Origin of the sequence: Staphylococcus sp. AS1337, assembly GCF_051408735.1 — a bacterium.
Classification (GTDB): domain Bacteria; phylum Bacillota; class Bacilli; order Staphylococcales; family Staphylococcaceae; genus Staphylococcus; species Staphylococcus xylosus_B.
This window is the reverse complement of the sequence record NZ_JBOIHZ010000011.1, coordinates 42,287-68,932: the sequence shown is the minus strand read 5'-3', so window position 1 is coordinate 68,932 and position 26,646 is coordinate 42,287. Positions and strand designations below refer to the sequence as shown.

Here is a 26,646-nt window from a genome sequence, read left to right as displayed (position 1 = left end):
TTTTACAGAATATAAGCCTAAGACATGTTAATGTTTTAGGCTTGTTTTTTAAACAGTAAACATTAGTAAAATGATTAATTCATATTGGCTCTTTGCGCTAAATTTTTAAACTATTGAACTTCATTATAAAGTTCTATAAATTGTTTGCCTTTTTTACGATTTATAGAATTAAAAATCCATAGTTCGCCGTCTGTGTCAATAATAACTATCCTATAACCGGTTAATGTTAAACCCATTTTTATGTTTTTAATGTCTGAAAATAGTAATTCATCTTTAAAATTTGGTGGTTTTGCACCATCACTAGTTCTAAAATATATGCGATCGCTGAGCAAAATCAAATCTCCAGCAATTGATTGTGAAAGTGAATATTTCAATGTAGCTTGAATAGTACATACCGAATTATTAATATCTATATTTATAACTTATTCCTCCAAGTATTAATTACTGAGTTAAAAATAATGAGAGTTTCACATAAGATCTAACCATTTATTTAATATTACCATTAATATTGAGCGCTATAAAATATTTATAGAACTAACAACCCGCTTTATTGCATCATGAATGATATAAAGTGGGTTTAGTATATATTCAAATTTGATGAAAGTGATTTTACATAAAATCAGCAAAATGGTCTCTATAACGCATATGCAATATAGAACCAACAATAAATAAAATAACTAGTAGTGCAAGGTTATATAGCGTTAAGTGCCAGTGTTCAATAAAATACCATTCATGGTGAAGAACAGATGCTCTATAGCCCTCCGCTAGGAAATAGATTGGATTTAATTTCATCACTGTCATTACAATTTCATTTTTAGGAGTATACAAAATAGAAGATACAAAAAATATGATTCTCATCAGCGATTGAACTACCATCTGTGTATCACGGATGAGTACACCTAATGTTGAAGTTAATAGTGAAATAACTATAGTAAGTATAAGTGCATAAGGCACATAAATTAATAATTGTAATGAGTATATGGAAGGATAATAACCTCCAAAGAAACATAATATTAACACAATCATAAGTAAACCAAGATGACCGTAAAACCTACTAAAAACAATATAACTAGGTATGATAGATAATGGGAACTTCATTTTAGCTACTTGATTATACTTTGAAGTGATTGATTTTGTACCTTCTAATACACCTTGGTTAACGAAAAACCACATACTAATACCGACAATTAACCAATAAATAAATGGAATACCATCATGCGATGTATTATTTCGTAACCCTAAACCAAAGACAAACCAGTAAACTGCAATTTGCATGGCTGGGTTTATAATCTCCCAAGCGATTCCTAAATAGTTATTGTGATTTGAAATACGTAGTTGAAAGTCTGCTAATCTTTTAATTAAATATAAATTTTTTAATTGCTCTTTCAAAACAAAATATATCGCATTCATTTAAATATATCACTCTTTCATGCTGACTTTTAAAAACTGACAAATAAAATTATACATTATTTTTTAAAATATAAGCAAATATAAATATAATACTGTTACACTTTAAAGTATAACTATAAAAAGATGGGATTCATCATCATTAAATACTTTATTTAATTTAAAACGAACCTCCCAAATTAGCGAAACGGGAGGCTCGTTAAAACATTATATAGAATGGTTATATTTTCAAAGGGATGTTGCCTTTAAAATCTACAAATTGATAAGCTAATTTAACGTCGTTATCTGTAGGTGGTTGAACATCGTTTAACGGATAGCTCAAGTTCATTGCTTCCCATTTGTGAACACCAAGTTGATGATAGGGTAATAGTTCAAATCTTTCCACATTATCCAATGTATTTATAAATGCTCCTAATTGTATTAAATCTTCTTTGGAATCAGTATATCCGGGAACTAGCACGTGCCTAATCCAAACAGGATGTTTAAGACCTGATAACTTTTTAGCAATGTTTAATATTTGTGTGTTAGGTTTTTTAGTTAATGCTATGTGTTTTTCGTTATCAATATGTTTAATATCTAATAGTATTAAATCTGTATATTTTAATAATTCATCGAAGTGACGTTGAAATGCTACTGTATCATTTGCACAGCCTGCAGAAGTATCGATGCATGTGTGAATTCCATTTTCCTTTAATGCTTTAAATAAAGCTATGATAAAGGGCATTTGTAATAACGGTTCACCACCACTTATAGTTACTCCTCCTCCAGATGCTTCAAAATAAGATTTGAAAGATGTGATTTCATCAATCATTTCATCAACTGTTACTTCTCTAGAAAATGAATTGACTTTCCATGTATCTGGATTATGACAATATAAACATCTCAATAAACAGCCTTGCATAAAAAGTATATATCTAATACCTGGACCGTCGACAGTGCCCATACTTTCGACAGAGTGCAAGTGTCCTTTAAGCATTTTGCTCCCACCTTTTATTTACATTCTTTCATGGAACGTACGAGAAATAACATCTAATTGTTGTTCTCGTGTTAATTTAATGAAATTAACTGCATAGCCAGAAACACGTATAGTTAGTTGTGGATATTCTTCGGGATGATCCATTGCATCTAACAATGTGTCTCGATTAAAGACGTTTATGTTTAAATGATGGCCGTGTTGCATAGCATATCCATCAAGCATACTTGTAAGATTTCTATTTTGTTCCTCTGGTAATTTTCCTAATGATTTAGGAATGATACTGAATGTATTTGAAATACCGTCCTTACAACAATCATATGGAATTTTTGCAACAGAGCTGAGTGATGATAATGCTCCTTTTTGATCTCGTCCGTGCATTGGATTGGCACCCGGGGCAAACGGTTCACCAGCTTTTCGTCCATCAGGTGTATTACCGGTCTTTTTACCATAAACGACATTTGAAGTGATTGTAAGTACACTCATTGTATGTTCAGAATTACGATATGTTTTATGACTTCTTAATTTAGCCATAAAGCGTTCTACTAAATCTACGGCAATATCATCTACACGAGTATCATTGTTACCATATTTAGGGAAATCTCCATTTATTTCAAAATCAATTACTAAACCATTGTCATCACGTATTGGTGTAACTTGAGCATATTTAATTGCTGACAATGAATCCGCAGCAACTGATAATCCTGCAATACCTGTTGCCATTGTACGTATAATATTAGTATCATGTAACGCCATCTCGATACGCTCGTAACTGTATTTATCATGCATATAATGAATAACATTTAAAGAATTGATGTAAATGCCTGCTAGCCAATCCATCATCTTATCAAATTTTTCAAACACTTCATCGTAATTTAATACTTGTGAATTGATAGCTTCATATGACGGTCCCACTTGCATACCAGATTTTTCATCTTTTCCACCATTAATTGCGTATAATAAAGTTTTAGCTAAGTTTGCACGAGCACCAAAGAATTGCATTTGTTTACCAATTTTCATTGCAGATACACAACACGCAATACCATAGTCATCACCGTACGATTCACGCATTAAATCATCATTTTCATATTGTATTGAACTTGTTTTTATACTCATTTTTGCACAGTAGTTTTTAAAGTGGGATGGCAATTGTACCGACCAAAGTACAGTTAAATTTGGTTCTGGTGCAGGTCCTAAGTTGTCTAATGAGTGCAAGAAACGGAATGAGTTTTTAGTTACAAGTGGTTTACCATTAATCCCTATACCACCAATTGATTCAGTAACCCAAGTAGGGTCCCCAGAGAATAATTCATTATAATCTGGTGTACGGGCGAATTTCACAATACGTAATTTCATAATAAAATGGTCAATTATTTCTTGAATTTCACGTTCTGTTATCGTGCCGTTTTTTAAATCTCGTTCAGCATAAATATCTAAGAATGTAGACGTGCGTCCTAAACTCATAGCAGCACCATTTTGTTCTTTAATAGCAGCTAAATATGCTAAATAAAGCCATTGTACAGCTTCTTTAAAATTATTAGCGGGACGACCAAGGTCAAAACCGTATGTTTTACCTAATATTTTCAATTCTTTAAGTGAGCGATATTGTTCTGATAATTCTTCGCGCAAGCGAATAACATCTTCTGACATTTCAGTAGACATAGTATTAAAGTCATGCATTTTTTCTGCCATCAAAAAGTCAATGCCATATAGCGCAACACGGCGATAGTCACCAATGATTCTCCCACGACCGTAAGCGTCAGGAAGACCTGTTATAATACCAGCTTTTCTACAATTAAGCATTTCCTTAGAGTAGGCATCAAACACGCCTTGATTATGTGTTTTACGATAATCTGTAAATATTTTTTCAGTTTCTGAATCTAACTCATAACCATATGCTTCGCAGGCAGCTTTAGCCATACGAATGCCTCCAAATGGTTGCATAGATCGTTTAAATGGTTTCTCAGTTTGGACACCGACAATAGTTTCTAAATCTTGATTTAAATAACCAGCTTCATGTGAAGTGATTGTAGAAGGCACTTTTGTATCCATATCCCACATGCCACCACGTTCACGTTCTTCTTTGGATAAAGCCATCACTTGATCCCACAGCTTCGTTGTTGCCTCAGTCGGTCCTTCTAAAAATTGATCATCACCTTCATATAGTGAGTAGTTTAGTTGGATAAACTCACGAACATCAACATGGCGATTCCAACGTCCACTTTTGAATCCTTGCCAAGCAGTTTCGTGTAATTTTTCTTTTTCTAACATTTTTACTCCTCCATTCATTTTGTTAATAATTTCACAAATATTGTAACATTATCATTGTTAATTTTTTCACAATATTTGTGAAAGTTTTTAATACAAACTGTGAACGATTTGAGAAACTGTAAGAAGTTATATGACAGTTTTATAATATTGTGTATCTGTTATATAACAGGAGATTATTGGAGTATTATTAATAAGCAAAGATAAGAATTGGGCGAAGAAGAGTATAAAAAATAAGAAACACAAAGCAGGCCACTTTTATCCTTATTAATTAGAGGATAAAAGTGGCCTAATAAATCGTGCATATATAATAGAAGGTTTTAGAAATTAAATTGTGTATAAATTTATATTAATAACTATGATAACAGTAATTAGTACACTTATTATACACAATATTAATTAAAAACAATTGTTTTATTGCCATCATTTACGATGACTTTATGTTGAACATGATATTCAACTGCTTGAGCTAAAACAGAAGATTCAACATGACGTCCAATTTTACGTAAATCTTGTACGTTATAACGATGATTAATACGTGTGACATCTTGGTCTATAATCGGTCCTTCATCTAAATCAGAAGTTACGTAATGACTTGTTGCACCGACTAATTTAACGCCGCGCTCCCAAGCTTGTTTGTATGGATTCGCTCCAATGAATGAAGGTAAGAAAGAATGGTGGATATTAATAATTTGATTTGGATAATGACTTACAAAATTATCAGTAAGTATTTGCATATACTTAGCTAAAACTATTAATTCTACTTCGTGTTTTGCGCAAATATCTAATATGTTTTGTTCAGCAACAGCCTTATCATTGTTACTTGGTACATAGTAAAAAGGGATATTAAAAGATTCAGCAAAATGCCTATTGTTTTCATGATTACTGACAACACAAGTGATTTCAGCTGGGATTTCTTTACGCTGAACTCTTAATAATACTTCATTAAAAGCATGGTCTTCTTTTGATACAAATAATGCGATTTTTGTTTTATCACTTGTATCAAAAATATCAAAATTAATATCATTTTGACTTAAAGTGTTTTCTAGAGCTTCTTTCAATTGTGTTACTTTTTCAAACTCAAATCTTAAAAATAATTTTCCTTCGGTATCTTGTGCATGATCGTATTCAGTAAAGTGATCAAGATGTAAAATATTAGAGCCGTATTCTGCAATAATATTTGTAATTAATGACGTTATACCAACTTTGTCATTGCATGTTGCGAGTAATATGTATTTATCTTCCATTTAAGCACCTCAAAATTTAAAAAGTACTTAAAATTATAGGGAATATTCTGAACAATGTAAATAAATAAAATGTTTTTCAATAAAAATAGAACAATTTATACTTTTAACTATACTATTATAGTAGAAATAGGCTATAATAATGAATAGTGTTTTTATCTTTTATGAGTAATAAGTAATGATAGATAATGACACTTTTTACGAAAATAATACGCTTACAAACAAAGTGATTTTTGTTTTTAACTAAATTATAAGATATAAGATTGATTATTTTGATAATTGCGCCAATGATAAAAAACGATGAAAATTTGATTTCACTCTTTTATTTTCTTAAAAATTGTATTAAGATGTAATTTGTGTTTCAAGAAGCGTGTATTATTGCAATTTCTTGTGTCCGGATAAAATATTCTTTAGATGAAAGGTAGATTAAAGTAATGGATAGACAGAATTTCACAGATTTAATTCAAACAAAATTTAAAATGGTACGTATTGAAGCAGGTTATACGCAAGATACGATGGCCCAAACTATTGGTCTTTCAAAAAAGACTTTAGTACAAATAGAAAAAGAAAGAGTACTACCTAACTGGACAACATGTGTCTCAATTTGTGCATTATTTAGAGATTCAGATGTTTTAAATAGTACATTTGGTTGTGATCCTCTAGAAATGGTACAAACTATTTCTCGTAACCACTGTGCATATCCTAACCATTCAACAACAAGTGACATCTACTGGAACACTGTTGATAGCCGTAATGGTTTCATCTTACAAAGCAATAAAGTAAGTGATATTTATCGCGTACTTAACCAAGAAACACAACCAATATTTGGTACTTCTAAATTAAGAGAAGCAGAAACGTATTTTGGTAGAATTTCTAAAGAAGAGTTAATGCACGTATAATATTAATTCAATTTGTGATAGAAGAATCATTATTTATATAATTTGGTGACATAGGACTTTAAATTGTATATGAATGATTTAGTCACTATACACTACTTGACCTAAACAAAAGATTTAGGTCTTTTTTTATTTTTAATTGTTTTTTAAAATGAATAAGTGTATTCTTCTACACAATTAAACTATATGTATTGTACAATGTTTAAGAATGAATTTTTATATAGTAGTACGTTACCAAGTAAAATAAAAAGGAGAAACTTTTATGCATGCATTTTTAATAATTATATTTATGATGATAATTGGTGCATTAATTGGTGGAATTACGAACGTTATTGCGGTGAAAATGCTATTCCATCCATTCAAAACATATTATATTTTTAACAAACGCGTGCCATTCACGCCAGGTTTAATACCCAAACGAAGAGCAGAAATTGCTGATAAAATTGGGCAAGTTATTGAAGAACATTTACTTACTGAAAGTATGATTCAGTCCAAATTAAATGCAACAGCGACGAGGACTGCAATTGAAGAAGTAGTACAAAAACAAATTGAGAAGTTAAAGGAAGATCGTACATCTTTTGATTATTTAGCAAATAAAATGGATATAGATATTGGCCAATTAGCAAATGGGAAATTAGAAACGGTCATGTCAGAAAAATTAGAACTGTTTTATTATGATCATAGGAATACTTCAATTGCACAATTAATTCCTGAAGATATTGAAAAAAGTTTAGATAGTAAGGTTGAAGCAGTACCAGAACTATTATTTGATAGAGCACGTGTCTATTTGAAATCTGAAAAAGGCGCATCAGACATCGCATCAATGTTAGACACATTCTTCAATGAAAAAGGGAAAATTGTTGGGTTATTACAAATGTTTATGACGAAAGAAAGTATTGCTGATCGTATCCAACATGAATTAATCAGATTGACTAATCATCCCAAGGCGAAAGTTATCGCAAATCAAATTATCGAGAATGAGTACACAACCTTTAAATCCAAACAGTTAAGTGAAGTGCTAAATGAACAACAATTTCAATCTTTTAAAACATCAGTAACTGATTTAGCAATAGGTTATATGGATATTAATAATATGGCAACGAAGCCACTAAATACCCTTATGCCAAACTTTATACAATTTTTAGAAAATAAAGTGTCGCAAAAGCTAACAAATGTGATTATTGAAAATGCATCAAAACATATCTCGCCAATTATGAAGAAAGTTAATTTACGTCAAATGGTCGAACAGCAGATTAATACGTTTGATTTAGCATATATTGAAAAACTTATTATAGATATAGCGAATAAAGAGTTAAAATTAATTATGTTATTAGGTTTCTTATTAGGTGGTATTATTGGTTTATTACAAGGGGTAATTGCAATTTTTGTATAACATATTAAATTATGTTATTGTAATATCGATGTGGTTTTCACACATATACAAAAAAGGAGTGAAGCATAGTGGCAGTAAATTTATACGATCATGCAAATCAATTAGAACAAGCATTAAGAGAAAGTGATGAATATCAAGCTATTCAAAATGCTTATGCAAAAGTTAAAGAAAATCAAGAATCAAAAGATTTATTTGATGAATTCCGTGAAACACAATTAAATTTCCAACAAAAACAAATGCAAGGTGAAGAAATCGGTGAAGAAGAGCTACAAAAAGCACAAGAACAAGCTCAAAAAATCGAAAATGATTCTAACATTTCTGAATTAATGGCTGCTGAACAAAATATGAGCCAAGTATTCCAAGAAATTAACCAAATCATTGTAAAACCTTTAGATGAAATTTACGCTGACTAATTTTTGTTAGTGTAACGTGTGAAGACTATGATACAAACAAATATTGTGTTGTAGTTTAAATGGAGTGCACAGAAAACTAATTATTTTATAACTAAGATTTTGTCATCCATCATGGTAGTAGAGACTATAATTGCAATAGCTTAATTTAAACGCAATTCCAATTAGTAGTAACTACCAATACAATATTTGAGGCTGAGACATATAATTATGTGTCAGCCTCATTTTTTTGTGAGTCTTTTTAAAGATTCTGTTTTAATTAAAAAGCGGTAGAAATGGATAAACGCTAAGTCATTTAATAATAATTTGAAATGATATCGTCTTAAATTGAGCATCTTTTGTTTTATCGACTGTCTAATAGGCAATGTGGTAAAATATACTAATACAAGGTATTTGTATGCATAAATTTTAGTGTTAGTTGAAGCGTGTAATCTGTTACTGAAATATTAAATATGCATCAGTTTAAATAAACCTTTCAATAAAGGAGAAAGATACTGTATGGTGAAATTTATTCATTGTGCTGATTTACACTTAGATAGTCCTTTTAAGTCAAGAGATTATCTCAGTCAGCCTATTTTCGAAGATATTCAAAAAAGTGCTTATGAAAGTTTTAAAAAAATAGTGGATTTAGCATTAGCCGAAGAAATCGATTTTATGATTATTTCAGGTGATTTATTTGATCAACAAAACCGCACATTACGTGCAGAAGTGTTTTTAAAGGAACAATTCGAACGTTTAGAAAGAGAACAGATTTTTATCTATTTATGTCACGGTAACCATGATCCTTTATCATCGAATATTGGTACTGTATGGCCAGATAATGTATCAGTTTTCTCTGAAAATGTAGAAACATATCAAACAATAACTAAAAACGGTGAAGAAATTTATCTTCATGGTTTTAGCTACCAAAATGATGCGAGTTATGAGAATAAGCTTGATGCATATCCAACTAGCCAAGGTTATAAAGGTATTCATATAGGCATTTTGCATGGCACATATAGTAAAACTAGTACAAATGACCGTTACACAGAGTTTAGATTAGAAGACTTAAATAATAAATTGTATCATTATTGGGCCTTAGGACATATACACGAACGTCAACAATTGAGCGATATGCCACAGATACATTATCCTGGCAATATACAAGGAAGACATTTTAAAGAGCTTGGTGAAAAAGGATGTTTACTCGTTGAAGGTGACAACTTAAATCTCGATGCTAAATTTGTGCCAACGCAATTTATACGATTTGAGAAAGCTGTTCTGGAAACAAAACAAACGTCTAAACAAGGTCTTTTTGATGATATACAAGCATTTAAAACTCAAATTAGAAAAAACGGTAAAGCAATCTATCAGCTCAAAGTAATAGTAGATTCGGATCATTGGATACCGGAACAAGACATTTTACAAATTCATGAAATGATAAGTGATTATGAGACTAATGAACATAACTTTGTATTTATTGAAGATTTAACAATCAAGAATAAGTATGATGATCAAAATACATTAGTTAAAGAATTTTCTCCTGAGTTAATCGAGGACAATACCGTATATGATCAAGCGATGAATGACTTATATTTAAATCCTAAAGCATCTAAGTATTTAGAAAAGTATAGCGATTTTGATAGACGAGAACTTATTGAACATGCTGAAGAACTCTTGAAGTCAGATATGAGGGGAGAATAAAATGAAAATTAAATCATTAGAGATTTATGGATACGGTAAATTTATACAAAGAAAGATTGAATTTGATGAATCATTTACTGAAATATATGGAGAAAATGAATCAGGTAAATCAACTATCCAAGCATTTATTCATTCCATACTTTTCGGCTTCCCAACTAAGAAAGAAAATGAGCCACGTTTAGAGCCTCGATTAGGAAACCAATACGGTGGAAAATTAACTTTAATTCAAGATGATGGGTCGTTAGTAGAGGTTGAACGTATTAAAGGCAGTGCAACAGGTGACTTAAAAGTATACTTACCTAACGGAACTATTAAAGATGAAACTTGGTTGAATAAAGAACTGAATTTTATTTCTAAGCGTACATATCAAGGTATTTTTTCTTTTGACGTACTTGGGCTTCAAGATATTCATAAAAAAATGGATGAAACGCAATTACAAAATTATCTGTTACAAGCAGGTGCATTAGGTTCAACAGAATTTACAAGTATGCGCGAAATATTAAGCAATAAAAAAGAAATGTTATATAAGAAAAATGGTCGTAATCCTATCATAAATCAACAATTAGAACAGTTGAAAGAACTTGAAGGACAAATTAGAGAAGAAGAAGCAAAGTTAACTTCATATAAAAGGTTAGTTGATGATAAAGATAAAGCTGAACGTAGGTTAAGTAATTTAAAGCAAAATTTAACACAACTATCTAAAATGCATGAGCAAAAACAAAAAGAGATTGCATTACATGAACAGACTCAAGAATGGAAACAACTAGAAACCCAATTAAATATTGAACCAATAGTGTTTCCAGAACAAGGTATTGATCGTTATGAATCTGCAAAAATACAAACACAAAATTTAAAACGAGATATTGGTTTACGTGAGGAACGATTAGCACATCTAAAAGCAGAAAATGAAAAAGTAAATGTACCAAAACAAAGTGACATAGATGCGTTTAATCATTTACATCAACAAGAAAACGAAATTAAACAAAAAGAATATGAACTAAAGGCTGTAGAAAAAGAAATTCAAGATAAAACACGTGAAAAATCAGGGCTAAGTTCAAATATTGGTTGGCAAGATGTTCATCATCAAGTAGACGATTCTGAAGCAATGAAAAGTCACGTAAGTAATCAAATTAAAAACAAGCAAGAACAAACTGCATATATACAACAACTTGAACGTAACATTGAAGAAAATAAAATTGATAAAGACACAAACAACGTAGAAATAAAATCATTAGAAGCGGACATTGTTCCAGAAGAAAATTTTGAAAAGAAAAAGCAATATAATAAAAGAGTATTTGAATTACAAGAAAAAAATAACCTCTATCAAAAAATGAAAGAGGCATTTGATACTGAGCAACGTGAAAATGAGAAAAAACAAAATTTATTACGTATAGGTCTAATGATATTAGCAGTAATAGGAATTGGGTTAACAATCTTCTCATTTGTATCTGCAAATATTATTTTCGGTGTCGTATTCACAATTTTATCTCTTATCTTTATCGTAGGTATATTCTTTGTAAAATCAAAAGAAATTGGACATAGCGAAACATTTTCAAAAGAGATTGATGATTTGCAGCATCAAGTGAATCATTTAGAGGAAAATTATGACCTTGATTTTGATTTGGATGATCAGTATAGAGTGCGTGAACAGTATCAAACTGCAATTAAAACAAAAGAAGCAATCGATAAAAAAGCAGCTTATTTAGAAGACACATTAGAGAAAGCCAAACAATATTATCAAACTGCTCAGAACAATATTAATGACGTTAAATCAGATTTATTCTTATCGAACAAAATGTCTGACGAATTAATTATTGATAGCATTAATACAATGAATAAAATTAAAGAACATGATGTTCATATTACTGAACTTCATAAAAAAGCACATGAATTACAACAACAATTAGATGAATTTTATGCTCATGCGCAAGAAATCACAAAAAAGCAATTTTCATATTTTAATGAATTGTCATTATTCCACGATATAAGACAATGGCTAAAAGAAGAAACAAGTAATTTAGATAAGTGGAATAGAAACAATGAACAAATTAAGTTGATTGAAAGTGAGGTTTCACAACTTCATAATAGATTAAACGAAAATAGTAATGTAATTTCACAATTATTTAATTTTGTTAATGTTAATGATGAAGAGTCTTATTACCAACATCATGTTCAACATCAAAATTACCATCAACAGATGGCACGTTTTAATGATTTATCAAAATACCTAGAAAATCAAAATTACAATTATGATACTAGTTCTAGATTGAGTGAGAAAACTGCTGCGCAATTAACTAATGAAGATGAAGTACTCGCACGACAAGTAGATGATTATAATGACCAATATTTAGAACTACAGTCACAAGTAAGTGATTTAAATGCTAAAATTACAGATATGGAAACAGATAAAACTTTAGCTGATTTAAGACATAGATTCCATATACTTAAAAACAAAGTAAATGATGAAGCTAAAGATTGGGCTAGTCTTAGTTATCTACAAGCTTTAGTAGAAGGGCATATTAAGCAAATTAAAGATAAACGTTTGCCACAAGTAATAAACGAAGCAACAAATATCTTTTCGCATTTAACAAATGGTCATTATGTGCAAGTCACATATGCTAATGACGATTTAATGGTAAAACAAGCAAATGGACAGATGTATGAGCCTGTAGAGTTAAGTCAGTCTACGAAAGAAATTTTATATATTGCATTACGTTTGAGTTTAATTCAAACTTTAAAACCGTATTATCCATTCCCAATTATTATTGATGACGCTTTTGTGCATTTTGATAAATATAGAAAAGATATCATGATGAATTATTTAAGACAAATGCCAAGCAGTTATCAAATTTTGTATTTTACATGTGTGAAAGATACGAGTGTGCCTTCAAAACAAATTATTACTTTAAATAAAATCGAGGAAGGCGGTAAATAATGAGAAATGTTGAAAATTTAAATCCTGGAGATTCAGTGGATCATTTTTTCTTGATTCATAAAGCTACACAAGGTGTAACTGCTCAAGGTAAAGATTATATGACGCTTCATTTACAAGATAAAAGTGGTGATATTGAAGCGAAACTTTGGACTGTAAGTAAAGAAGATATGAAAGTATTAGAGCCTGAAAAGATTGTACACGTTACAGGTGATATCATAAATTATCGTGGCCGTAAACAAATGAAAATTAATAAGATAAAATTGGCTACACCTGAAGATAATATGAAAACGCAAGATTTTGTAGATGGTGCACCTATGACACCTGATGAAATTCAAGAAGAGATTTCACATTATATGTTAGAAATTGAAAATGCGACTTTACAACGTATTACGCGTCATTTAATACGTAAACATCAAGAAGCGTTCTTTACATTTCCGGCTGCAAGTACGCACCATCACAACTTCTCAAGTGGTTTAAGTTACCATGTGTTAACAATGTTGCAAGTAGCTAAATCAATATGCGATATTTATCCATTATTGAATCGCAGCTTATTATATAGTGCCATTATTTTACATGATTTAGGTAAAGTAAGAGAATTAAGTGGACCAGTAGCTACATCTTATACGGTTGAAGGAAACTTATTGGGGCACATTTCGATTGCAAGTGATGAAGTAGCTGAAGCTGCTAGAGAATTAAGCATTGATGGTGAAGAGGTATTGTTATTACGTCATATGATTTTAGCACATCATGGTAAAATGGAATTTGGATCACCTAAATTACCACACATGAAAGAAGCTGAAATATTGTTCTTTATTGATAATATAGATGCGAAAATGAATATGTTTGAAAAAGCATTTAAGAAAACAAATAAAGGACAATTTACGGAACGTATCTTTGGGTTAGATGGTAGACAATTTTACAATCCGACATCTTTAGATTAATAGTTAAAGCTAGAATATTTCTTGAAATAGCTTGATAAAAGAAGTTTTTAAATTAAATATTGAGAGTGGGGCTGCAATTACATTTAAAAATGGGTGCGTCGTCCTACTCTCATTTTTATGTATTGCTTTTATTTATAATATATAAAAAGAGGTTAGGAATTTTCCTAACCTCTTTTTAAAATTACTATTGTCCTGTAGACATGCCAGCACCACTTTGTTGCATCATTTGTTGCTGTTGTTGTTGTTGCTGTTGTTGTTTAATTTTCTCAGGATCCAAGATTGAATCTTCGATTGCTTTTTTGATATCTCTATCTTTGTAATCTACTTTGTATTCATCCAATAGTTCTTTATATGCATCTGTTAATAATTTAGGTTCTTTTTGAACTTTAGATTGAATTAATTGTGCTTTAAGTTTACCTTTTTCTTTATCAAAATCATCTTGCTTATCTGCTTTAATGATGTGATAGCCGTAATCAGTTTTGACTACATCAGAAATGTCACCTTCTTTAAGCTTGAAGAGTGCCTTTTCAAATTTATCTTCCATTTGACCTTTGGTAACATAACCTAAGCTTCCATCTTTTTTAGCTGAGGATTTATCCATTGATTCTTTTTTAGCAATTTCGCCAAATTTATCTGGATTTTTCTCAACTTGTTTTTGAATTTTTTCTGCTTTAGCTTTAGCATCTTTATCCGATAAGCCTTCTTTATCATCTTTGTTTTCTTTAACTTTAATTAAGATGTGAGAGCCTTTTTTAGTATCTTCTTTTATTTCTTTATCTGAGATATCTACTTTGTCATTAAGCAATTCTTTTTGATAAGCTTGTAATTTTTTCTGTTCTTTGTAATCGCCTAGAGACATTTTTTGTTGTTTTAACATACTTTCAAATTGGTCTTTACCACCATATTGTTTTTGCTCTTTTTCAACTTCTTTATCAATATCTTTAGTGTTAACTTCATCTTTATATTTATCAGCCAGTAGTTTATTTAATAAAATAGAGAAAGAACTGTTAGCAATTTGTTCATCGCCAATTTTATTCATAACATCTTCTACTTTAACGTCACCAGCTTTGGAAGAAATGATTGTATCTTCTTTTGAGTCTGTTGCACTGTTACCACACGCACCCAATAATAAAGCACTTGCAGTAACAGGAAGTATAACTTTTTTCAATGTTTTCATGGTTGGAAACTCCTTTTGTAAGAATAACAACGTAAATATAACATATTATTGTGTAATCACCAATTAGAAACACAATTTCTAAGACTATAGTATTAGGCTGTTAATAAAAAAGACAACAAAATCAAATTCCAAAAATAAGATTTTGTTGTCCCATTAGACAAAAATAATTTAAATTGTAAAAACTCGTTAAAAAAAGCTTTTGAAATAACAAGTTATTATTGTGATAGCAATTATTTTGAAACATTAATATTATATGTTTCAAAATAATAGTTATATATGACGTTCATGTTTTGATTCAACTTTATTTAATATATTGATGCCTGTTTGATGTTCTTCAATGTAAGTTCCTTCGTTTGAAAATATAATAATCTTTAAATATAGAAAATCCATTACTGAATAGCCCATGTTTAAGGCAATAAGAAACATTAGATAATGTCCATACTGCGGGAATAAAGTACTTAAATAAGCGCAAACACAAGTGATTATAATAACTGGTGTTATCAAATCAAAACAAAAATAATACTTGTTTACAGGCGTGTTAACGTACGTGTTATAAAATGGGATGTTTTTTTGTTTTAATAACTTATACTTTTTAAATGATTTATAGTACGGAAACAAAAAGAATAAATGAATTGCTTTATGAATAGGGTATAAAACTAATACGAGTAACAAAAAAACTAAAAAATATTTATCTGTTAACTTTGTATTTGAAAAGAAGTATAAAATTTCATAAGCAATGAGAAATGTAATGATTGTTGTGACTAAACTAAGAAAAGCAATCCTAGGTAAACCAAAACGCGCATTAATATCTATTTGCCGTGTACAAAGATACATTATTTGGTCATACTCCTTTATATTATAATTCGCATGCTATATACTTTCGTATTATCTATCTTAATAGAAAAAACGTCAAGATAAATTTGTTTCTAGTAATACACTTAAATTTAAGTACTATATTACGCTTTAAGTCTGAATAGCTAAAAATTAAAAAAGAACTGCAACTCACACAAATAAAGGGTGAATTGCAGTTCAGAAATGTTAGTAACAGAGTTTAAACCGAGTCATGATAAACTTAATTATCTTTTTCGAACGCTTTAGTAATTTCTTCTCCGCGGTTTTGAAGGTTTTCTATATGAGATTGTAGTTTTTCGATATTAGGGTCTATATCTGATTTGAAATCACCAATCATTGTTTTAACTTCATCACCTATTGAACTACCAAATTCAGTACCTTCAGACTTTATTTGAGCAATATAGTTAGTGATGTCGTTTATACTTTGTTTAATTGTATTGATTTCTCTATCAAACTCAGACTCAGCACCCACCGGTTTTTTTGCGTGTTCAATATATTCATTAGAATCTTTTTTATCACGATTCATCAACGCTACGCCTAGACCAGTAGCAACTCCAGCACCTAGACCTAATAATATTTGAGCTGTTTTCATAAAAATTCTCCTCATTTCTAAATAATATCTCAACGGTTAATAATTTTTATATACCCCATATGTTATAAGGTAAGCATTTTTAATCGAAGTGAGCAGTTATCTCTTCTGCGATTTTTGCCTTTTGTTCATCATCGATACTTTCTGCATGTGTTTCCCATTTATAACCGAATCCATCCACATCGTTTTCATATCTTGGTAATAAATGGAAATGAAGATGGAAAACAGATTGATCGGCAAATTCGCCATTATTTTGTATAATATTTAATCCATCAGGGTTAAAAGCTGATTTAATAGCATTTGCTACTTTTGGTAAAGCAACACCGATATGTGTCATAGTTTCACTATCAGTTTCAAAAATATTTGCAGATGCTTTCTTTGGTACTAATAATGTGTGACCTTTTGTAACTTGTGAAATGTCTAAGAATGCATATACGTATTCATCTTCATATACTTTATAACTCGGAATTTCACCATCAATAATTTTACTGAACACTGTTTCTGACATAAAAGCTTCACTCCTTGTAAGATTGTTACTGCCTATTATAGCATTACTATATTATTCACGTCAGTTTTCGCAATAAATTTATACCTAAAGCTTAATTTTTGATACAATATAAATTGTGGAGGTGCCATATGACAGTAAAAGTAGAACATTTAACAGGTGGATATGGTAAACGACCTGTAATTAAAAATATAAATTTTGAACTCAATCAAGGAGAAATTGTTGGTCTTATTGGGTTGAACGGTGCAGGAAAGAGTACAACAATTAAACATATGTTAGGATTACTGACCCCAATGGAAGGTAGTCTAACTATTTCAGATATCAACATTAATCAAGATGTCGAGACTTATAGAAGGAAATTATCATATATTCCTGAATCGCCAGTCATATACGAAGAACTAACATTACAAGAACACATTTATATGACGGCTATGGCTTACAATATTAGTAGGGAAGAAGCAATGGAACGAGCACGCCCATTACTTAAGACTTTTAGATTAGAAGATGAGTTAGATATCTTCCCAAGTCATTTTTCTAAAGGAATGAAACAAAAAGTAATGATAATATGTGCTTTTATAGTAGATCCTGAACTATACATTATTGATGAACCATTTTTAGGTTTAGATCCTTTAGGAATTCAATCAATGTTAGATTTAATGGTTGAGAAAAAGAATGAAAATCGAACAGTTTTAATGAGCACACACATTTTAGCAACTGCGGAAAGATATTGTGATCGATTTTTAATCATGGATGAAGGAGAAATAGTTGCTTTCGGAAATTTGGAAGAACTTCGAAAGCAGACAGGCTTAGAAGGTAAAACACTAGATGAGATATACATCCATGTAACACAAGGTGGCAATAATTCATGACGCAGGATGCTAAGCAATTATTTTCTAGTAGAAAAAAAGAAATCAGTAAAGAAAAGCAATTTTATAATAAATTTATTTTCAATGGCCATTTTTCAGTATTCCTTGTAATTTTATTAGGTGCATTTATATTAGGGTATGGTGATTGGTTAAAGTCTATTCCGAAACATATTAATTATGCTTTGATTGCGAGTGTTATTGTGGCTATTACCTCAATGTTTCCATTAAGGACTTTACTGAAAGATGCGGATAGGTTGTTTTTATTACCCTTCGAAAAAAATATGGAAATATACATGACACAATCGCTAGTTTATAGTTATTTTTCCCGAATAGGACTTCAGCTTGTAATTTTAATCGTACTTTTTCCACTGTTTTTCGTAATAAATAACCGATCATTTGAATTTTATATACTGTTTGCTGTGTTAATGCTAGTTATGCCTTATTTAGGATTATTAGTGAAATGGCAATGGTACAAGTATAAATTAGAAAGTTGGTCTCTCCATCTTGTATTGTTTATCGTTTATGCTTCGGGATACTATGTTGCGTTAGATGCAAAAAATTTATCTAGCTTAACCTCTATGTTCGTATTAATTGGATTAGCCATTTTGCTTAAATATCAAAATAAAAATCAATTATTCCCTTGGGAAAGAATGATTAAATCAGAACAACAACATCATATGAATTATTATAAATTTGTGAATATGTTTACCGATGTTAAGCATTTAAAGGAAACGGCAGTACGTAGGAGTTATCTTGATCCATTGTTAATTACGCCGAAAAATAAGAAATTTAATGAAAACTATATGTATCTTTATTTATTTATTAGAAGTTTTGCAAGAGGAAAAGATGCGTTTAACATAATATTAAGATTAGTTGTATTAGCGATGATTTTAATGTTTTGGTTAGCTCAACCGTTAATTACTCTAATCATAGGTAGTCTTTTTATGTATATAGTTTTATTACAAATGGCTCAGTTTTATACGCAGCAAGCTTATGGATTGTGGCCACAAGTTTGGCCGAGTCCGGATACTAAAGTAATAAAAGGTTATGAACAATTTCTATATAGACTCATGTTTATTGTTGGGGTATTGTTTGTAATCGTTTATGCAATCACATTACCGATGTATAGCTATTATGGCTTGTTATTCTTTTTAGTAGGGTGGTTAACCATCAGAAATGTAGTCAAAAAACTTAAATATCAAGAATCATTATTAAAAGATTAAAAAAGTGGTCGTTACTCAATACATCATTAAATGAAATGAGCAACGACCATTTTATTTTGATTATTATCTTTACGAAAAATTAGTTATCATCGATTGGGAAGAGATATCTTTCGAAATAACTTGAATGTTGACCACTAGAGCCAAAGAATTGACTAAGCGCAAGTTTATCAAAATTATCTTTGAAAACAGAGGAAGCTTTAAAGTCTTCATAAGCTGTCCTGCTTTCAAAACCAAAGTAAATTTTATAAGTTAACCCATTCTCTGGTTTTAAGAAACGGTAGCATCTATAACCTGCAAATTGTTTGAAATCAGTAGTTAAATTTTCTAATCTTTTTTCTAGTTGATAGGCATGATCTTCTGATGTCGGTACAAAGATTACAGAATAAAAATGGTTTGCGTTTAAGTCTCCCTCAGACTCAAGGATGTCATAAATTAAAGGCTGTTTTAATACTGATTTTTCATCTGTTTCTTCCAAAATCACTGAAGAATCTGATGCAGAAAATTGTAATAAGTTATGGTCAGGATTATTTAGTCTAATTTGATTTAAATAACCAAACGTCCCATAAGATGCAAAAATTTTCATAAAGATTTTCCCCCTTGCTTTGTTTATGAAAGTATAGTTAACTACTATACCTTACTATAGATATATCTAATTTTTCAAATAGATATAAAATAAGCTTTGATAACATTATAATTGATTTCTATTATAAAACAATAGTCAAATGATTAAATCGTGAAAAGCTAACAGTTTGTCTTTTTTATGACATTTAAGCACAATGAAATACGAGTAATAATGCAGTATGGTATTATAGATAAGAATGATTACAATGTAGGAGGATTACAAGGTGCATAATAAAAATAATACAATCCTAAATATGATTAATGGTGAAGCTGTGTCGCACACTCCAGTATGGTTTATGCGACAAGCAGGGAGGTCACAACCTGAATATAGAAAATTAAAAGAAAAGTATTCATTATTTGAAATTACGCACCAACCAGAATTGTGTGCATATGTAACACATTTACCTGTAGATAATTATAATACAGATGCAGCAGTACTTTATAAAGATATTATGACGCCACTACAACCAATTGGTGTAGACGTTGAAATAAAATCAGGCATTGGTCCTGTTATTCATAATCCAATAAAAAATATTCAAGATGTTGAGAAACTAGGCACTATAAATCCAAAACGAGACGTACCTTATGTTTTAGATACAATAAAATTATTAACTGAAGAAAAGTTAAATGTACCTTTAATAGGTTTTACTGGCGCACCATTCACTTTAGCAAGTTATATGATTGAAGGCGGACCTTCAAAAAATTATAATTTTACAAAGGCAATGATGTATAGTGACGAAGCAACATGGTTCGCTTTAATGGATCATCTTGTTGACATGTCTATCACTTATACTGCCGCTCAAGTAGAAGCGGGTGCCCAAATCATTCAAGTATTTGATTCTTGGGTGGGAGCACTAAATGTTCAAGATTATTGTTATTATATAAAACCAGCTATGAATAAGTTGATTAGTGGTATAAAAGCAAAATATAATGTGCCAGTTATTTTGTTTGGAGTTGGCGCGAGTCATTTAGCCGATGAATGGAATTCTTTACCAATCGATGTTCTAGGTTTAGATTGGCGTTTATCTATTAAAGAGGCAAATGAGATGAATATTAATAAAACGTTACAGGGTAATTTAGATCCATCTCTGTTATTAGCACCTTGGGACGTTATAGAAGAAAGACTAAAAGTGATTTTAGATCAAGGTATGGAGCACGGGAAACATATTTTCAATTTAGGCCATGGTGTCTTTCCAGAGGTGAAACCTGAAACTTTAAAACGAGTGACTACGTTTGTACATGAATATACACAAAGATAGTACGACATAAACATTGGCTACCAAGATTTACAAATACTTATGTCATATACATCTAAAATTTATTATACAAGAGGATGATTTTAAAATGACAAAAACGATAGGCTTATTAGTAATGGCTTACGGTACACCATATAAAGAGAGTGATATTGAACCATATTACACTGATATTAGACATGGTAAAAAGCCGACTGATGCAGAATTACAAGATTTAAAAGATAGATACCAATTTATAGGAGGACTGTCTCCTTTAGCAGGTACAACAAATAGACAAGCTGAAGCTTTACGAGACGCGCTCAATGAAGCATATGATAAAGTGCAATTTAAACTTTATATAGGCTTGAAGCACATCTCTCCATTTATAGAAGATGCAGTACAATCAATGCATGAAGATGGTATAGATGAAGCAGTTACGGTTGTATTAGCGCCACACTATTCAAGTTTTTCAGTGGGATCTTATAATACACGTGCCCAAAAAGAAGCAGATAAATTCGGTATTCAATTTAAACATGTAGCGCATTATTATCAACAGCCTAAATTTATACAATACTGGACTGAAAAAATTAATGAAACACTAACAAGAATCCCTCGTGAAGAGCACGATGAAACCGTCTTAGTAGTATCGGCTCATAGCTTGCCTAAAGGATTGATTGAGAAAAATAATGATCCTTATCCGAATGAATTGCATCATACTGCACAATTATTAGAGGAACAATCTGATATCATTCATGTGGCAGAAGGATGGCAATCTGAAGGTAATACGGGCACGCCATGGTTAGGACCAGATGTTCAAGTTTTGACGAAATCTTTGTATGAAACACATGGATACAAGCATTTCATATATACACCAGTAGGATTTGTTTGCGAACATTTAGAAGTATTATTTGATAACGATTATGAATGTAAAGTGGTTTGTGATGAACTAGGAGTAAATTATTACAGACCTTCAATGCCTAATACAGATCCATTGTTCATCGGTGCAATCGTTGACGAAGTAAAAAATGTTTATTAAAGGAAGCGTGAATTAATTTGGGTAAAAGTATCGCAATAATTGGTGCTGGTATTACAGGATTATCTAGTGCTTATTTTATAAAAAAATTACGTCCCGATGTAGACGTAACTATATACGAATCTTCTAATAGAACTGGTGGAAAAATCCAAACATATAGAAAAGATGGTTATACTATTGAGTTAGGCCCAGAATCTTATTTAGGTCGCAAACAAATTATGACTAATATCGCTCAAGAGATTGGTTTAGAAAATGATTTGGTTACCAATCAAACTGGACAGTCTTATATCTATGCAAAGAATAAATTATTTCCAATACCTGGTGGGTCTATACTAGGCGTACCAACAGATATAAAACCATTTTTAAAGACAAAGTTAATATCTCCCAAAGGAAAAATACGTGCTGGATTAGATTTATTTAAAAAGCCAACAAAAATGGATGAAGATATTTCTGTTGGCGCATTTTTCCGAGAACGTTTGGGTGATGAGGTACTAGAAAATCTAATTGAGCCCTTAATGGGTGGTATTTATGGTACAAATATCGATGATTTAAGTTTAATGAGTACTTTTCCCGAGTTTAAGCAGAGGGAAGAACAATTTGGTAGTTTGATTAAAGGCATGAGACATGAAAAAATACAGCGCCAAAAGCAGCGTCAATTATACCCAGGTGCACCTAAAGGACAATTTAAACAGTTTAAACATGGACTTAGTTCATTTATAGAATATTTGACTGAATATGTTATCAATCAAGGTGTTGAAATTAAATATCAAACGCCAATTAAAGATATCATAACTACACAAAATAATTATGAAGTTATCATTGGAGAAAATAAAGACACTTACGATAGTGTGTTAGTGACCACACCACATCAAACATTTATGCAATGGTTTGGAAATGATCCTGCATTTGATTATTTTAAATCTATGGATTGTACAACAGTGGCCACTGTTGTATTGGCCTTTGATGAAAAAAATATTGAAAACACATACGACGGTACTGGCTTTGTCATTGCACGTACAAGTGAAACCGACATAACAGCTTGTACATGGACAAGTAAGAAATGGCCATTTACGACACCTGAAGGCAAAGTACTTATACGTGCTTATGTAGGTAAGCCTAATGATACAGTTGTAGATGATCACACAGATGAAGAATTAGTTAATATTGTTAAAAAAGATTTAAACCAGATGATGACATTTAAAGGTGCTCCAGACTTTAGTATTGTAAACAGATTACCTAAAAGTATGCCACAGTACCACATTGGTCATATCAATAAAATTAGATCAATACAAACACATATTAAACAAAATTATCCAAAACTACGTATTACAGGTGCATCATTCGAAGCGGTAGGTTTACCTGATTGTATTCAACAAGGTAAAAATGCTGTAGAAGAGTTATTAGCAGAATTATAATAATTAAATCACAACAATTAACCGTAGCATCTATTTATCGAATAGTTATATAGATGCTACGGTTTTTTAATTATGGATATATAATTATTTATAATTCAAATTAATATATGAGATAATGAAATAGTTGTAAAATTAGTATATTAGATAGCTAATGTGATTCAGATAAAGTGGGGGATATTTATGACTGATATCGTAATAGTACATTCAAAATATGGCGATGCATCAAATCATTGGTATGATTGGCTAGCAAATAATCTTAGATTAGAAGGCTATAATGTAACATTATTTAATTTACCATATGAGAAAGATAGCAAAATCGAAAAATGGGTAAGTGAAATGAAGCAACAAATTCAAATTAATAAATATGAAACTTATTTTGTTACGCATGGCTTTGGTACTTTAGCATCATTAAAATTTATTGAAGAAGTGGATGCAAATTATATAGAAGGTTTGTTTAGTATTTCAGGATTTATGGAAGATGTTCAAATACCGGATGAATTAGCTTACACAGAAAAACTTCAAATCGATTATGAACAAGTTAAAGAAAGAGTGGAATCTTTTTATGGTTTATGCGCTAGGGACGATAAATGCGTATCATATGAAGAAACTAAAAGGTTAATGGATACATTAGGTGGAAAATGTAAAGTAACTGAATATGGCGGGCATTTTATGGAAGATGATGGATTTACAACATTTACAAGATTGCAAAGTAAAATACAAGGTATTATGAGTCAATAAATACAATCTTAAATAGAGTTATTTAGGTGGAAGGTCTATATCTATTGAACTACTGTTACGCTTTTTGATTGATATAATGTCTAAAAACTATAAAAAAATTGACGAAGTTACTAGTTTTTTATATAAAAAAGGAACTAAAATTAAAATAATATTATTAAAAACCATTTTTACACAAATTAGTTTTTAAAATCCATTGACTAAACCATGAAATCTTTATATACTGAGTTAGTCTTATTTGATAGGTGATGTGCAAACAGCCACTATCATACTTAGTTTTAAAACTTATTAAGCCAATGTAAATTATTTTAAAAAAACGTTGACATTAAGTTGACATTTATGGTATATTTAATTGGTAGTCGTCATTAATAATATTAACGCGGGATGGAGCAGTTCGGTAGCTCGTCGGGCTCATAACCCGAAGGTCGGTGGTTCAAATCCGCCTCCCGCAATTTTCAAAAGGTCCCGTAGTGTAGCGGTTAACACGCCTGCCTGTCACGCAGGAGATCGTGGGTTCGAATCCCATCGGGACCGTCATTTTTAATTATGGTTCAGTAGCTCAGTTGGTAGAGCAATGGATTGAAGCTCCATGTGTCGGCAGTTCGACTCTGTCCTGAACCATTCTTTAATTTTTACTTTGGCGGTTGTGGCGAAGTGGTTAACGCATCGGATTGTGGTTCCGACACTCGTGGGTTCGATTCCCATCATCCGCCCCATAATCGTTAAAATGCGGGTGTAGTTTAATGGCAAAACCTCAGCCTTCCAAGCTGATGTTGTGGGTTCGATTCCCATCACCCGCTCCATTATAATTATTCCACAGTAGCTCAGTGGTAGAGCTATCGGCTGTTAACCGATCGGTCGTAGGTTCGAGTCCTACCTGTGGAGCCATGGCCCCGTGGTCAAGCGGTTAAGACACCGCCCTTTCACGGCGGTAACACGGGTTCGAGTCCCGTCGGGGTCATACAAACAGAAGTGAAATATCGCTTCTGTTTTTTTATATGGAGAGTTGTCCGAGTTGGCCGAAGGAGCACGCCTGGAAAGTGTGTAGGCGCCACAAGCGTCTCGAGGGTTCGAATCCCTCACTCTCCGTACATAAAGCTTGGTATAATAGGCTTTAATAAGAGCAAGTGTCAAATATGTGTCAAGAGAATAATTCTCTGACACGTTGGCCTTGCTCTTTTTTATGTTCTTCTAACAAGTGAGAGTACGTATCTAAAGTTATTGATATGCTGGCATGTCCTAAACGTTTACTAATATATTCGATAGGTAAGCCCTTAGAAAGTAAATAAGATGTGTGAGTGTGTCTAAGTGAGTAGGGGGTTACATTATCATCATCTAATCCAATAACTTTTTTCGCGTGCTTAAAAGATTTATTTACTGCAGTATGACTTAAAGCAAATAACTTTCCATCAATTCTACGAGGTAAGTTAGATAACTTAGAATTGATTAACATTATATCTTTCTGATTTACTTCAACATCTCTTTTTGAATTTTTAGTTTTTGTCCCAGGTAAATGTATAACACCATTTCCTTTATTTAGGTCATCGTAATTCATGTTAATTGCATCACTATACCTTGCTCCAGTGATTGCTAATAAGTATAAGAAAATATAACTTTGTTCATTTTTGCTTTTGAAAAATTCCATCATATCTAAATAATTTTTAATGCTCATATACTTAAAATGTTCCTCTTTAGCTTCTACAGTACCTTTTACAGTTACATTGAAGGTGGGGTCTTTTTTTATATAACCATCATATACTGCTTCTCGTAAACACGGACCAATACAACCATTTACTTTCCTTACTGTTTCATCTGCATGTCCTTTACCATAATTATTTAAGAATTTCTGATATTCAGTACGTTTTATATTTTTTAATAATATTTTCTCTCCAAAATATTCATTAAATAATTTAAGTGACCGTTCATACCAATAATATTGACGAGGGGACAAGTCTTTTTTATTTTTAATTTCTAACCAGTCATTATAATAAGTTTCGAACGTTTTATTATCTTCAATTTTATTACCATCTTCTAAATCTCTAATTAATTGTTGTGCTGCGTTAGTAGCTTCTGCTTTCGTTTTGAATCCAGACTTACGCTTTTTACCAGATTTAAAACTAGCGTCTTTCACATCATATTGCCATGAGGTAGATGTTTTATTTTTTCGTTTTGTTATTGTAAATGTTGCCATATTAGTTGATTCCTCCTAAAAAAGATAAAAATATATAGGGCATAGTTAAATGCCCTT

At 31.1% G+C, this 26,646-nt stretch carries 23 protein-coding genes and 8 tRNA genes; 20 read left to right on the top strand and 11 right to left on the bottom strand.

Annotated elements, in window-relative coordinates; genetic code table 11:
• Window positions 1-110: 110 nt before the first annotated feature.
• The 5 genes from ACSUE0_RS13595 to purU all read right to left on the bottom strand — a co-directional run bounded on the left by ACSUE0_RS13595 (window position 111) and on the right by purU (window position 5,895).
• Window positions 111-332 carry a hypothetical protein gene (locus tag ACSUE0_RS13595; protein WP_436957739.1) on the bottom strand — a complete coding sequence of 74 codons (222 nt, stop codon included), beginning with the start codon at window positions 330-332 and terminating at the stop codon, window positions 111-113.
• A gap of 277 nt (window positions 333-609) precedes the next feature.
• Window positions 610-1,410 (bottom strand): ABC transporter permease, encoded by an 801-nt coding sequence (locus ACSUE0_RS13590; RefSeq protein ID WP_119614975.1) that lies wholly within the window; start codon window positions 1,408-1,410, stop codon window positions 610-612.
• Between the two features lie 217 nt (window positions 1,411-1,627).
• Entirely contained in the window at window positions 1,628-2,383 is a 756-nt protein-coding gene (gene pflA / locus ACSUE0_RS13585) for a pyruvate formate-lyase-activating protein (RefSeq protein ID WP_436957737.1), read from the bottom strand.
• 18 nt (window positions 2,384-2,401) lie between these two features.
• Window positions 2,402-4,651, bottom strand: a complete 2,250-nt coding sequence (gene pflB, locus ACSUE0_RS13580) for a formate C-acetyltransferase (protein WP_436957735.1) — start codon at window positions 4,649-4,651, stop codon at window positions 2,402-2,404.
• A 392-nt stretch (window positions 4,652-5,043) separates the two neighbouring features.
• On the bottom strand, window positions 5,044-5,895 hold the full coding sequence (purU, locus tag ACSUE0_RS13575; RefSeq protein ID WP_436957734.1) for a formyltetrahydrofolate deformylase: 852 nt from the start codon (window positions 5,893-5,895) through the stop codon (window positions 5,044-5,046).
• Window positions 5,896-6,326: 431 nt separating this feature from the next.
• Between purU and xdrA the strand changes: the two genes are divergently transcribed.
• The 6 genes from xdrA (at window position 6,327) to yhaM (ending at window position 14,150) form a co-directional block, all read left to right on the top strand.
• Window positions 6,327-6,791 carry an XRE family transcriptional regulator XdrA gene (xdrA, locus tag ACSUE0_RS13570; protein WP_017723171.1) on the top strand — a complete coding sequence of 155 codons (465 nt, stop codon included), beginning with the start codon at window positions 6,327-6,329 and terminating at the stop codon, window positions 6,789-6,791.
• Window positions 6,792-7,050: 259 nt separating this feature from the next.
• A complete protein-coding gene (locus ACSUE0_RS13565; protein WP_436957732.1) occupies window positions 7,051-8,181 on the top strand; it encodes a DUF445 domain-containing protein in 1,131 nt (376 codons plus the stop codon).
• 68 nt (window positions 8,182-8,249) lie between these two features.
• Window positions 8,250-8,594, top strand: coding sequence for a YlbF/YmcA family competence regulator (locus tag ACSUE0_RS13560; protein WP_017723169.1), 345 nt, complete (start codon window positions 8,250-8,252; stop codon window positions 8,592-8,594).
• 495 nt (window positions 8,595-9,089) lie between these two features.
• Window positions 9,090-10,274 (top strand): metallophosphoesterase family protein, encoded by a 1,185-nt coding sequence (locus ACSUE0_RS13555; RefSeq protein WP_119613219.1) that lies wholly within the window; start codon window positions 9,090-9,092, stop codon window positions 10,272-10,274.
• A gap of 1 nt (window position 10,275) precedes the next feature.
• Window positions 10,276-13,209 (top strand): AAA family ATPase, encoded by a 2,934-nt coding sequence (locus ACSUE0_RS13550; protein WP_119613220.1) that lies wholly within the window; start codon window positions 10,276-10,278, stop codon window positions 13,207-13,209.
• Window positions 13,209-14,150: a 3'-5' exoribonuclease YhaM gene (gene yhaM / locus ACSUE0_RS13545; protein ID WP_119613221.1), complete on the top strand. Its 942-nt coding sequence runs from the start codon at window positions 13,209-13,211 to the stop codon at window positions 14,148-14,150. Before ACSUE0_RS13550 ends, yhaM begins: the two co-directional genes overlap by 1 nt.
• A 184-nt stretch (window positions 14,151-14,334) precedes the next feature.
• On the opposite strand, the gene prsA is transcribed toward yhaM, so the two are convergent.
• The 4 genes from prsA to ACSUE0_RS13525 form a co-directional block, all read right to left on the bottom strand.
• Window positions 14,335-15,327 carry a peptidylprolyl isomerase PrsA gene (gene prsA, locus ACSUE0_RS13540; protein ID WP_119613222.1) on the bottom strand — a complete coding sequence of 331 codons (993 nt, stop codon included), beginning with the start codon at window positions 15,325-15,327 and terminating at the stop codon, window positions 14,335-14,337.
• Window positions 15,328-15,597: 270 nt separating this feature from the next.
• On the bottom strand, window positions 15,598-16,161 hold the full coding sequence (locus ACSUE0_RS13535) for a DUF3267 domain-containing protein (RefSeq protein WP_017723164.1): 564 nt from the start codon (window positions 16,159-16,161) through the stop codon (window positions 15,598-15,600).
• A gap of 238 nt (window positions 16,162-16,399) precedes the next feature.
• A complete protein-coding gene (locus ACSUE0_RS13530) occupies window positions 16,400-16,771 on the bottom strand; it encodes a YtxH domain-containing protein (RefSeq protein WP_119613223.1) in 372 nt (123 codons plus the stop codon).
• A gap of 79 nt (window positions 16,772-16,850) precedes the next feature.
• Window positions 16,851-17,276, bottom strand: a complete 426-nt coding sequence (locus ACSUE0_RS13525; RefSeq protein ID WP_119613224.1) for an HIT family protein — start codon at window positions 17,274-17,276, stop codon at window positions 16,851-16,853.
• Window positions 17,277-17,404: 128 nt separating this feature from the next.
• On the opposite strand from ACSUE0_RS13525, the gene ecsA reads away from it, so the two are divergent.
• The gene (gene ecsA / locus ACSUE0_RS13520) at window positions 17,405-18,142 is read left to right on the top strand and encodes an ABC transporter ATP-binding protein EcsA (RefSeq protein WP_017723161.1); all 738 of its coding nucleotides are present in this window, start codon (window positions 17,405-17,407) and stop codon (window positions 18,140-18,142) included.
• Complete coding sequence (gene ecsB / locus ACSUE0_RS13515; RefSeq protein WP_436957728.1) at window positions 18,139-19,362, top strand: ABC transporter permease EcsB; 1,224 nt, start codon at window positions 18,139-18,141, stop codon at window positions 19,360-19,362. The genes ecsA and ecsB overlap by 4 nt, the downstream gene beginning before the upstream one ends.
• A gap of 79 nt (window positions 19,363-19,441) precedes the next feature.
• Here ecsB and ACSUE0_RS13510 read toward each other — a convergent pair whose 3' ends face one another.
• Complete coding sequence (locus ACSUE0_RS13510; RefSeq protein ID WP_119613226.1) at window positions 19,442-19,945, bottom strand: signal transduction protein TRAP; 504 nt, start codon at window positions 19,943-19,945, stop codon at window positions 19,442-19,444.
• Between the two features lie 262 nt (window positions 19,946-20,207).
• Here ACSUE0_RS13510 and hemE point away from each other — a divergent pair, with 262 nt between their 5' ends.
• The 12 genes from hemE to ACSUE0_RS13450 all read left to right on the top strand — a co-directional run bounded on the left by hemE (window position 20,208) and on the right by ACSUE0_RS13450 (window position 25,487).
• Complete coding sequence (gene hemE / locus ACSUE0_RS13505; RefSeq protein WP_436957726.1) at window positions 20,208-21,242, top strand: uroporphyrinogen decarboxylase; 1,035 nt, start codon at window positions 20,208-20,210, stop codon at window positions 21,240-21,242.
• Between the two features lie 85 nt (window positions 21,243-21,327).
• Window positions 21,328-22,251 carry a ferrochelatase gene (gene hemH / locus ACSUE0_RS13500; protein ID WP_119613228.1) on the top strand — a complete coding sequence of 308 codons (924 nt, stop codon included), beginning with the start codon at window positions 21,328-21,330 and terminating at the stop codon, window positions 22,249-22,251.
• Between the two features lie 17 nt (window positions 22,252-22,268).
• Window positions 22,269-23,663 (top strand): protoporphyrinogen oxidase, encoded by a 1,395-nt coding sequence (gene hemY, locus ACSUE0_RS13495; protein WP_436957724.1) that lies wholly within the window; start codon window positions 22,269-22,271, stop codon window positions 23,661-23,663.
• Window positions 23,664-23,843: 180 nt separating this feature from the next.
• Window positions 23,844-24,401, top strand: coding sequence for an RBBP9/YdeN family alpha/beta hydrolase (locus ACSUE0_RS13490; protein WP_436957722.1), 558 nt, complete (start codon window positions 23,844-23,846; stop codon window positions 24,399-24,401).
• 375 nt (window positions 24,402-24,776) lie between these two features.
• Window positions 24,777-24,850 (top strand) — tRNA-Met (locus ACSUE0_RS13485).
• Window positions 24,851-24,859: 9 nt separating this feature from the next.
• A tRNA-Asp gene (locus ACSUE0_RS13480) sits at window positions 24,860-24,932 on the top strand.
• Between the two features lie 14 nt (window positions 24,933-24,946).
• Window positions 24,947-25,019: transfer RNA gene (locus tag ACSUE0_RS13475), tRNA-Phe, on the top strand.
• A 19-nt stretch (window positions 25,020-25,038) separates the two neighbouring features.
• Window positions 25,039-25,114: transfer RNA gene (locus ACSUE0_RS13470), tRNA-His, on the top strand.
• A 13-nt stretch (window positions 25,115-25,127) separates the two neighbouring features.
• Window positions 25,128-25,201: transfer RNA gene (locus ACSUE0_RS13465), tRNA-Gly, on the top strand.
• A gap of 10 nt (window positions 25,202-25,211) precedes the next feature.
• Window positions 25,212-25,286: transfer RNA gene (locus ACSUE0_RS13460), tRNA-Asn, on the top strand.
• A 1-nt stretch (window position 25,287) separates the two neighbouring features.
• Window positions 25,288-25,359 (top strand) — tRNA-Glu (locus ACSUE0_RS13455).
• Window positions 25,360-25,398: 39 nt separating this feature from the next.
• Window positions 25,399-25,487, top strand: a tRNA-Ser gene (locus tag ACSUE0_RS13450).
• Between the two features lie 52 nt (window positions 25,488-25,539).
• On the opposite strand, the gene ACSUE0_RS13445 is transcribed toward ACSUE0_RS13450, so the two are convergent.
• Entirely contained in the window at window positions 25,540-26,589 is a 1,050-nt protein-coding gene (locus ACSUE0_RS13445; RefSeq protein ID WP_119613231.1) for a tyrosine-type recombinase/integrase, read from the bottom strand.
• Between the last annotated feature and the right edge of the window lie 57 nt (window positions 26,590-26,646).

Excerpts from the sequence above, each read along its gene's own strand:
- ACSUE0_RS13510 (WP_119613226.1), bottom strand. The coding sequence starts at position 19,945 with ATGAAAATTTTTGCATCTTATGGGACGTTTGGTTATTTAAATCAAATT.
- ACSUE0_RS13445 (WP_119613231.1), bottom strand. The coding sequence starts at position 26,589 with ATGGCAACATTTACAATAACAAAACGAAAAAATAAAACATCTACCTCA.
- pflA (WP_436957737.1), bottom strand. The coding sequence starts at position 2,383 with ATGCTTAAAGGACACTTGCACTCTGTCGAAAGTATGGGCACTGTCGAC.
- ACSUE0_RS13525 (WP_119613224.1), bottom strand. The coding sequence starts at position 17,276 with ATGTCAGAAACAGTGTTCAGTAAAATTATTGATGGTGAAATTCCGAGT.
- ACSUE0_RS13535 (WP_017723164.1), bottom strand. The coding sequence starts at position 16,161 with ATGTATCTTTGTACACGGCAAATAGATATTAATGCGCGTTTTGGTTTA.
- ACSUE0_RS13490 (WP_436957722.1), top strand. The coding sequence starts at position 23,844 with ATGACTGATATCGTAATAGTACATTCAAAATATGGCGATGCATCAAAT.
- hemH (WP_119613228.1), top strand. The coding sequence starts at position 21,328 with ATGACAAAAACGATAGGCTTATTAGTAATGGCTTACGGTACACCATAT.
- ACSUE0_RS13565 (WP_436957732.1), top strand. The coding sequence starts at position 7,051 with ATGCATGCATTTTTAATAATTATATTTATGATGATAATTGGTGCATTA.
- prsA (WP_119613222.1), bottom strand. The coding sequence starts at position 15,327 with ATGAAAACATTGAAAAAAGTTATACTTCCTGTTACTGCAAGTGCTTTA.
- ACSUE0_RS13550 (WP_119613220.1), top strand. The coding sequence starts at position 10,276 with ATGAAAATTAAATCATTAGAGATTTATGGATACGGTAAATTTATACAA.
- yhaM (WP_119613221.1), top strand. The coding sequence starts at position 13,209 with ATGAGAAATGTTGAAAATTTAAATCCTGGAGATTCAGTGGATCATTTT.
- purU (WP_436957734.1), bottom strand. The coding sequence starts at position 5,895 with ATGGAAGATAAATACATATTACTCGCAACATGCAATGACAAAGTTGGT.
- ACSUE0_RS13530 (WP_119613223.1), bottom strand. The coding sequence starts at position 16,771 with ATGAAAACAGCTCAAATATTATTAGGTCTAGGTGCTGGAGTTGCTACT.
- ACSUE0_RS13590 (WP_119614975.1), bottom strand. The coding sequence starts at position 1,410 with ATGAATGCGATATATTTTGTTTTGAAAGAGCAATTAAAAAATTTATAT.
- ecsB (WP_436957728.1), top strand. The coding sequence starts at position 18,139 with ATGACGCAGGATGCTAAGCAATTATTTTCTAGTAGAAAAAAAGAAATC.
- ACSUE0_RS13555 (WP_119613219.1), top strand. The coding sequence starts at position 9,090 with ATGGTGAAATTTATTCATTGTGCTGATTTACACTTAGATAGTCCTTTT.
- ecsA (WP_017723161.1), top strand. The coding sequence starts at position 17,405 with ATGACAGTAAAAGTAGAACATTTAACAGGTGGATATGGTAAACGACCT.
- pflB (WP_436957735.1), bottom strand. The coding sequence starts at position 4,651 with ATGTTAGAAAAAGAAAAATTACACGAAACTGCTTGGCAAGGATTCAAA.
- xdrA (WP_017723171.1), top strand. The coding sequence starts at position 6,327 with ATGGATAGACAGAATTTCACAGATTTAATTCAAACAAAATTTAAAATG.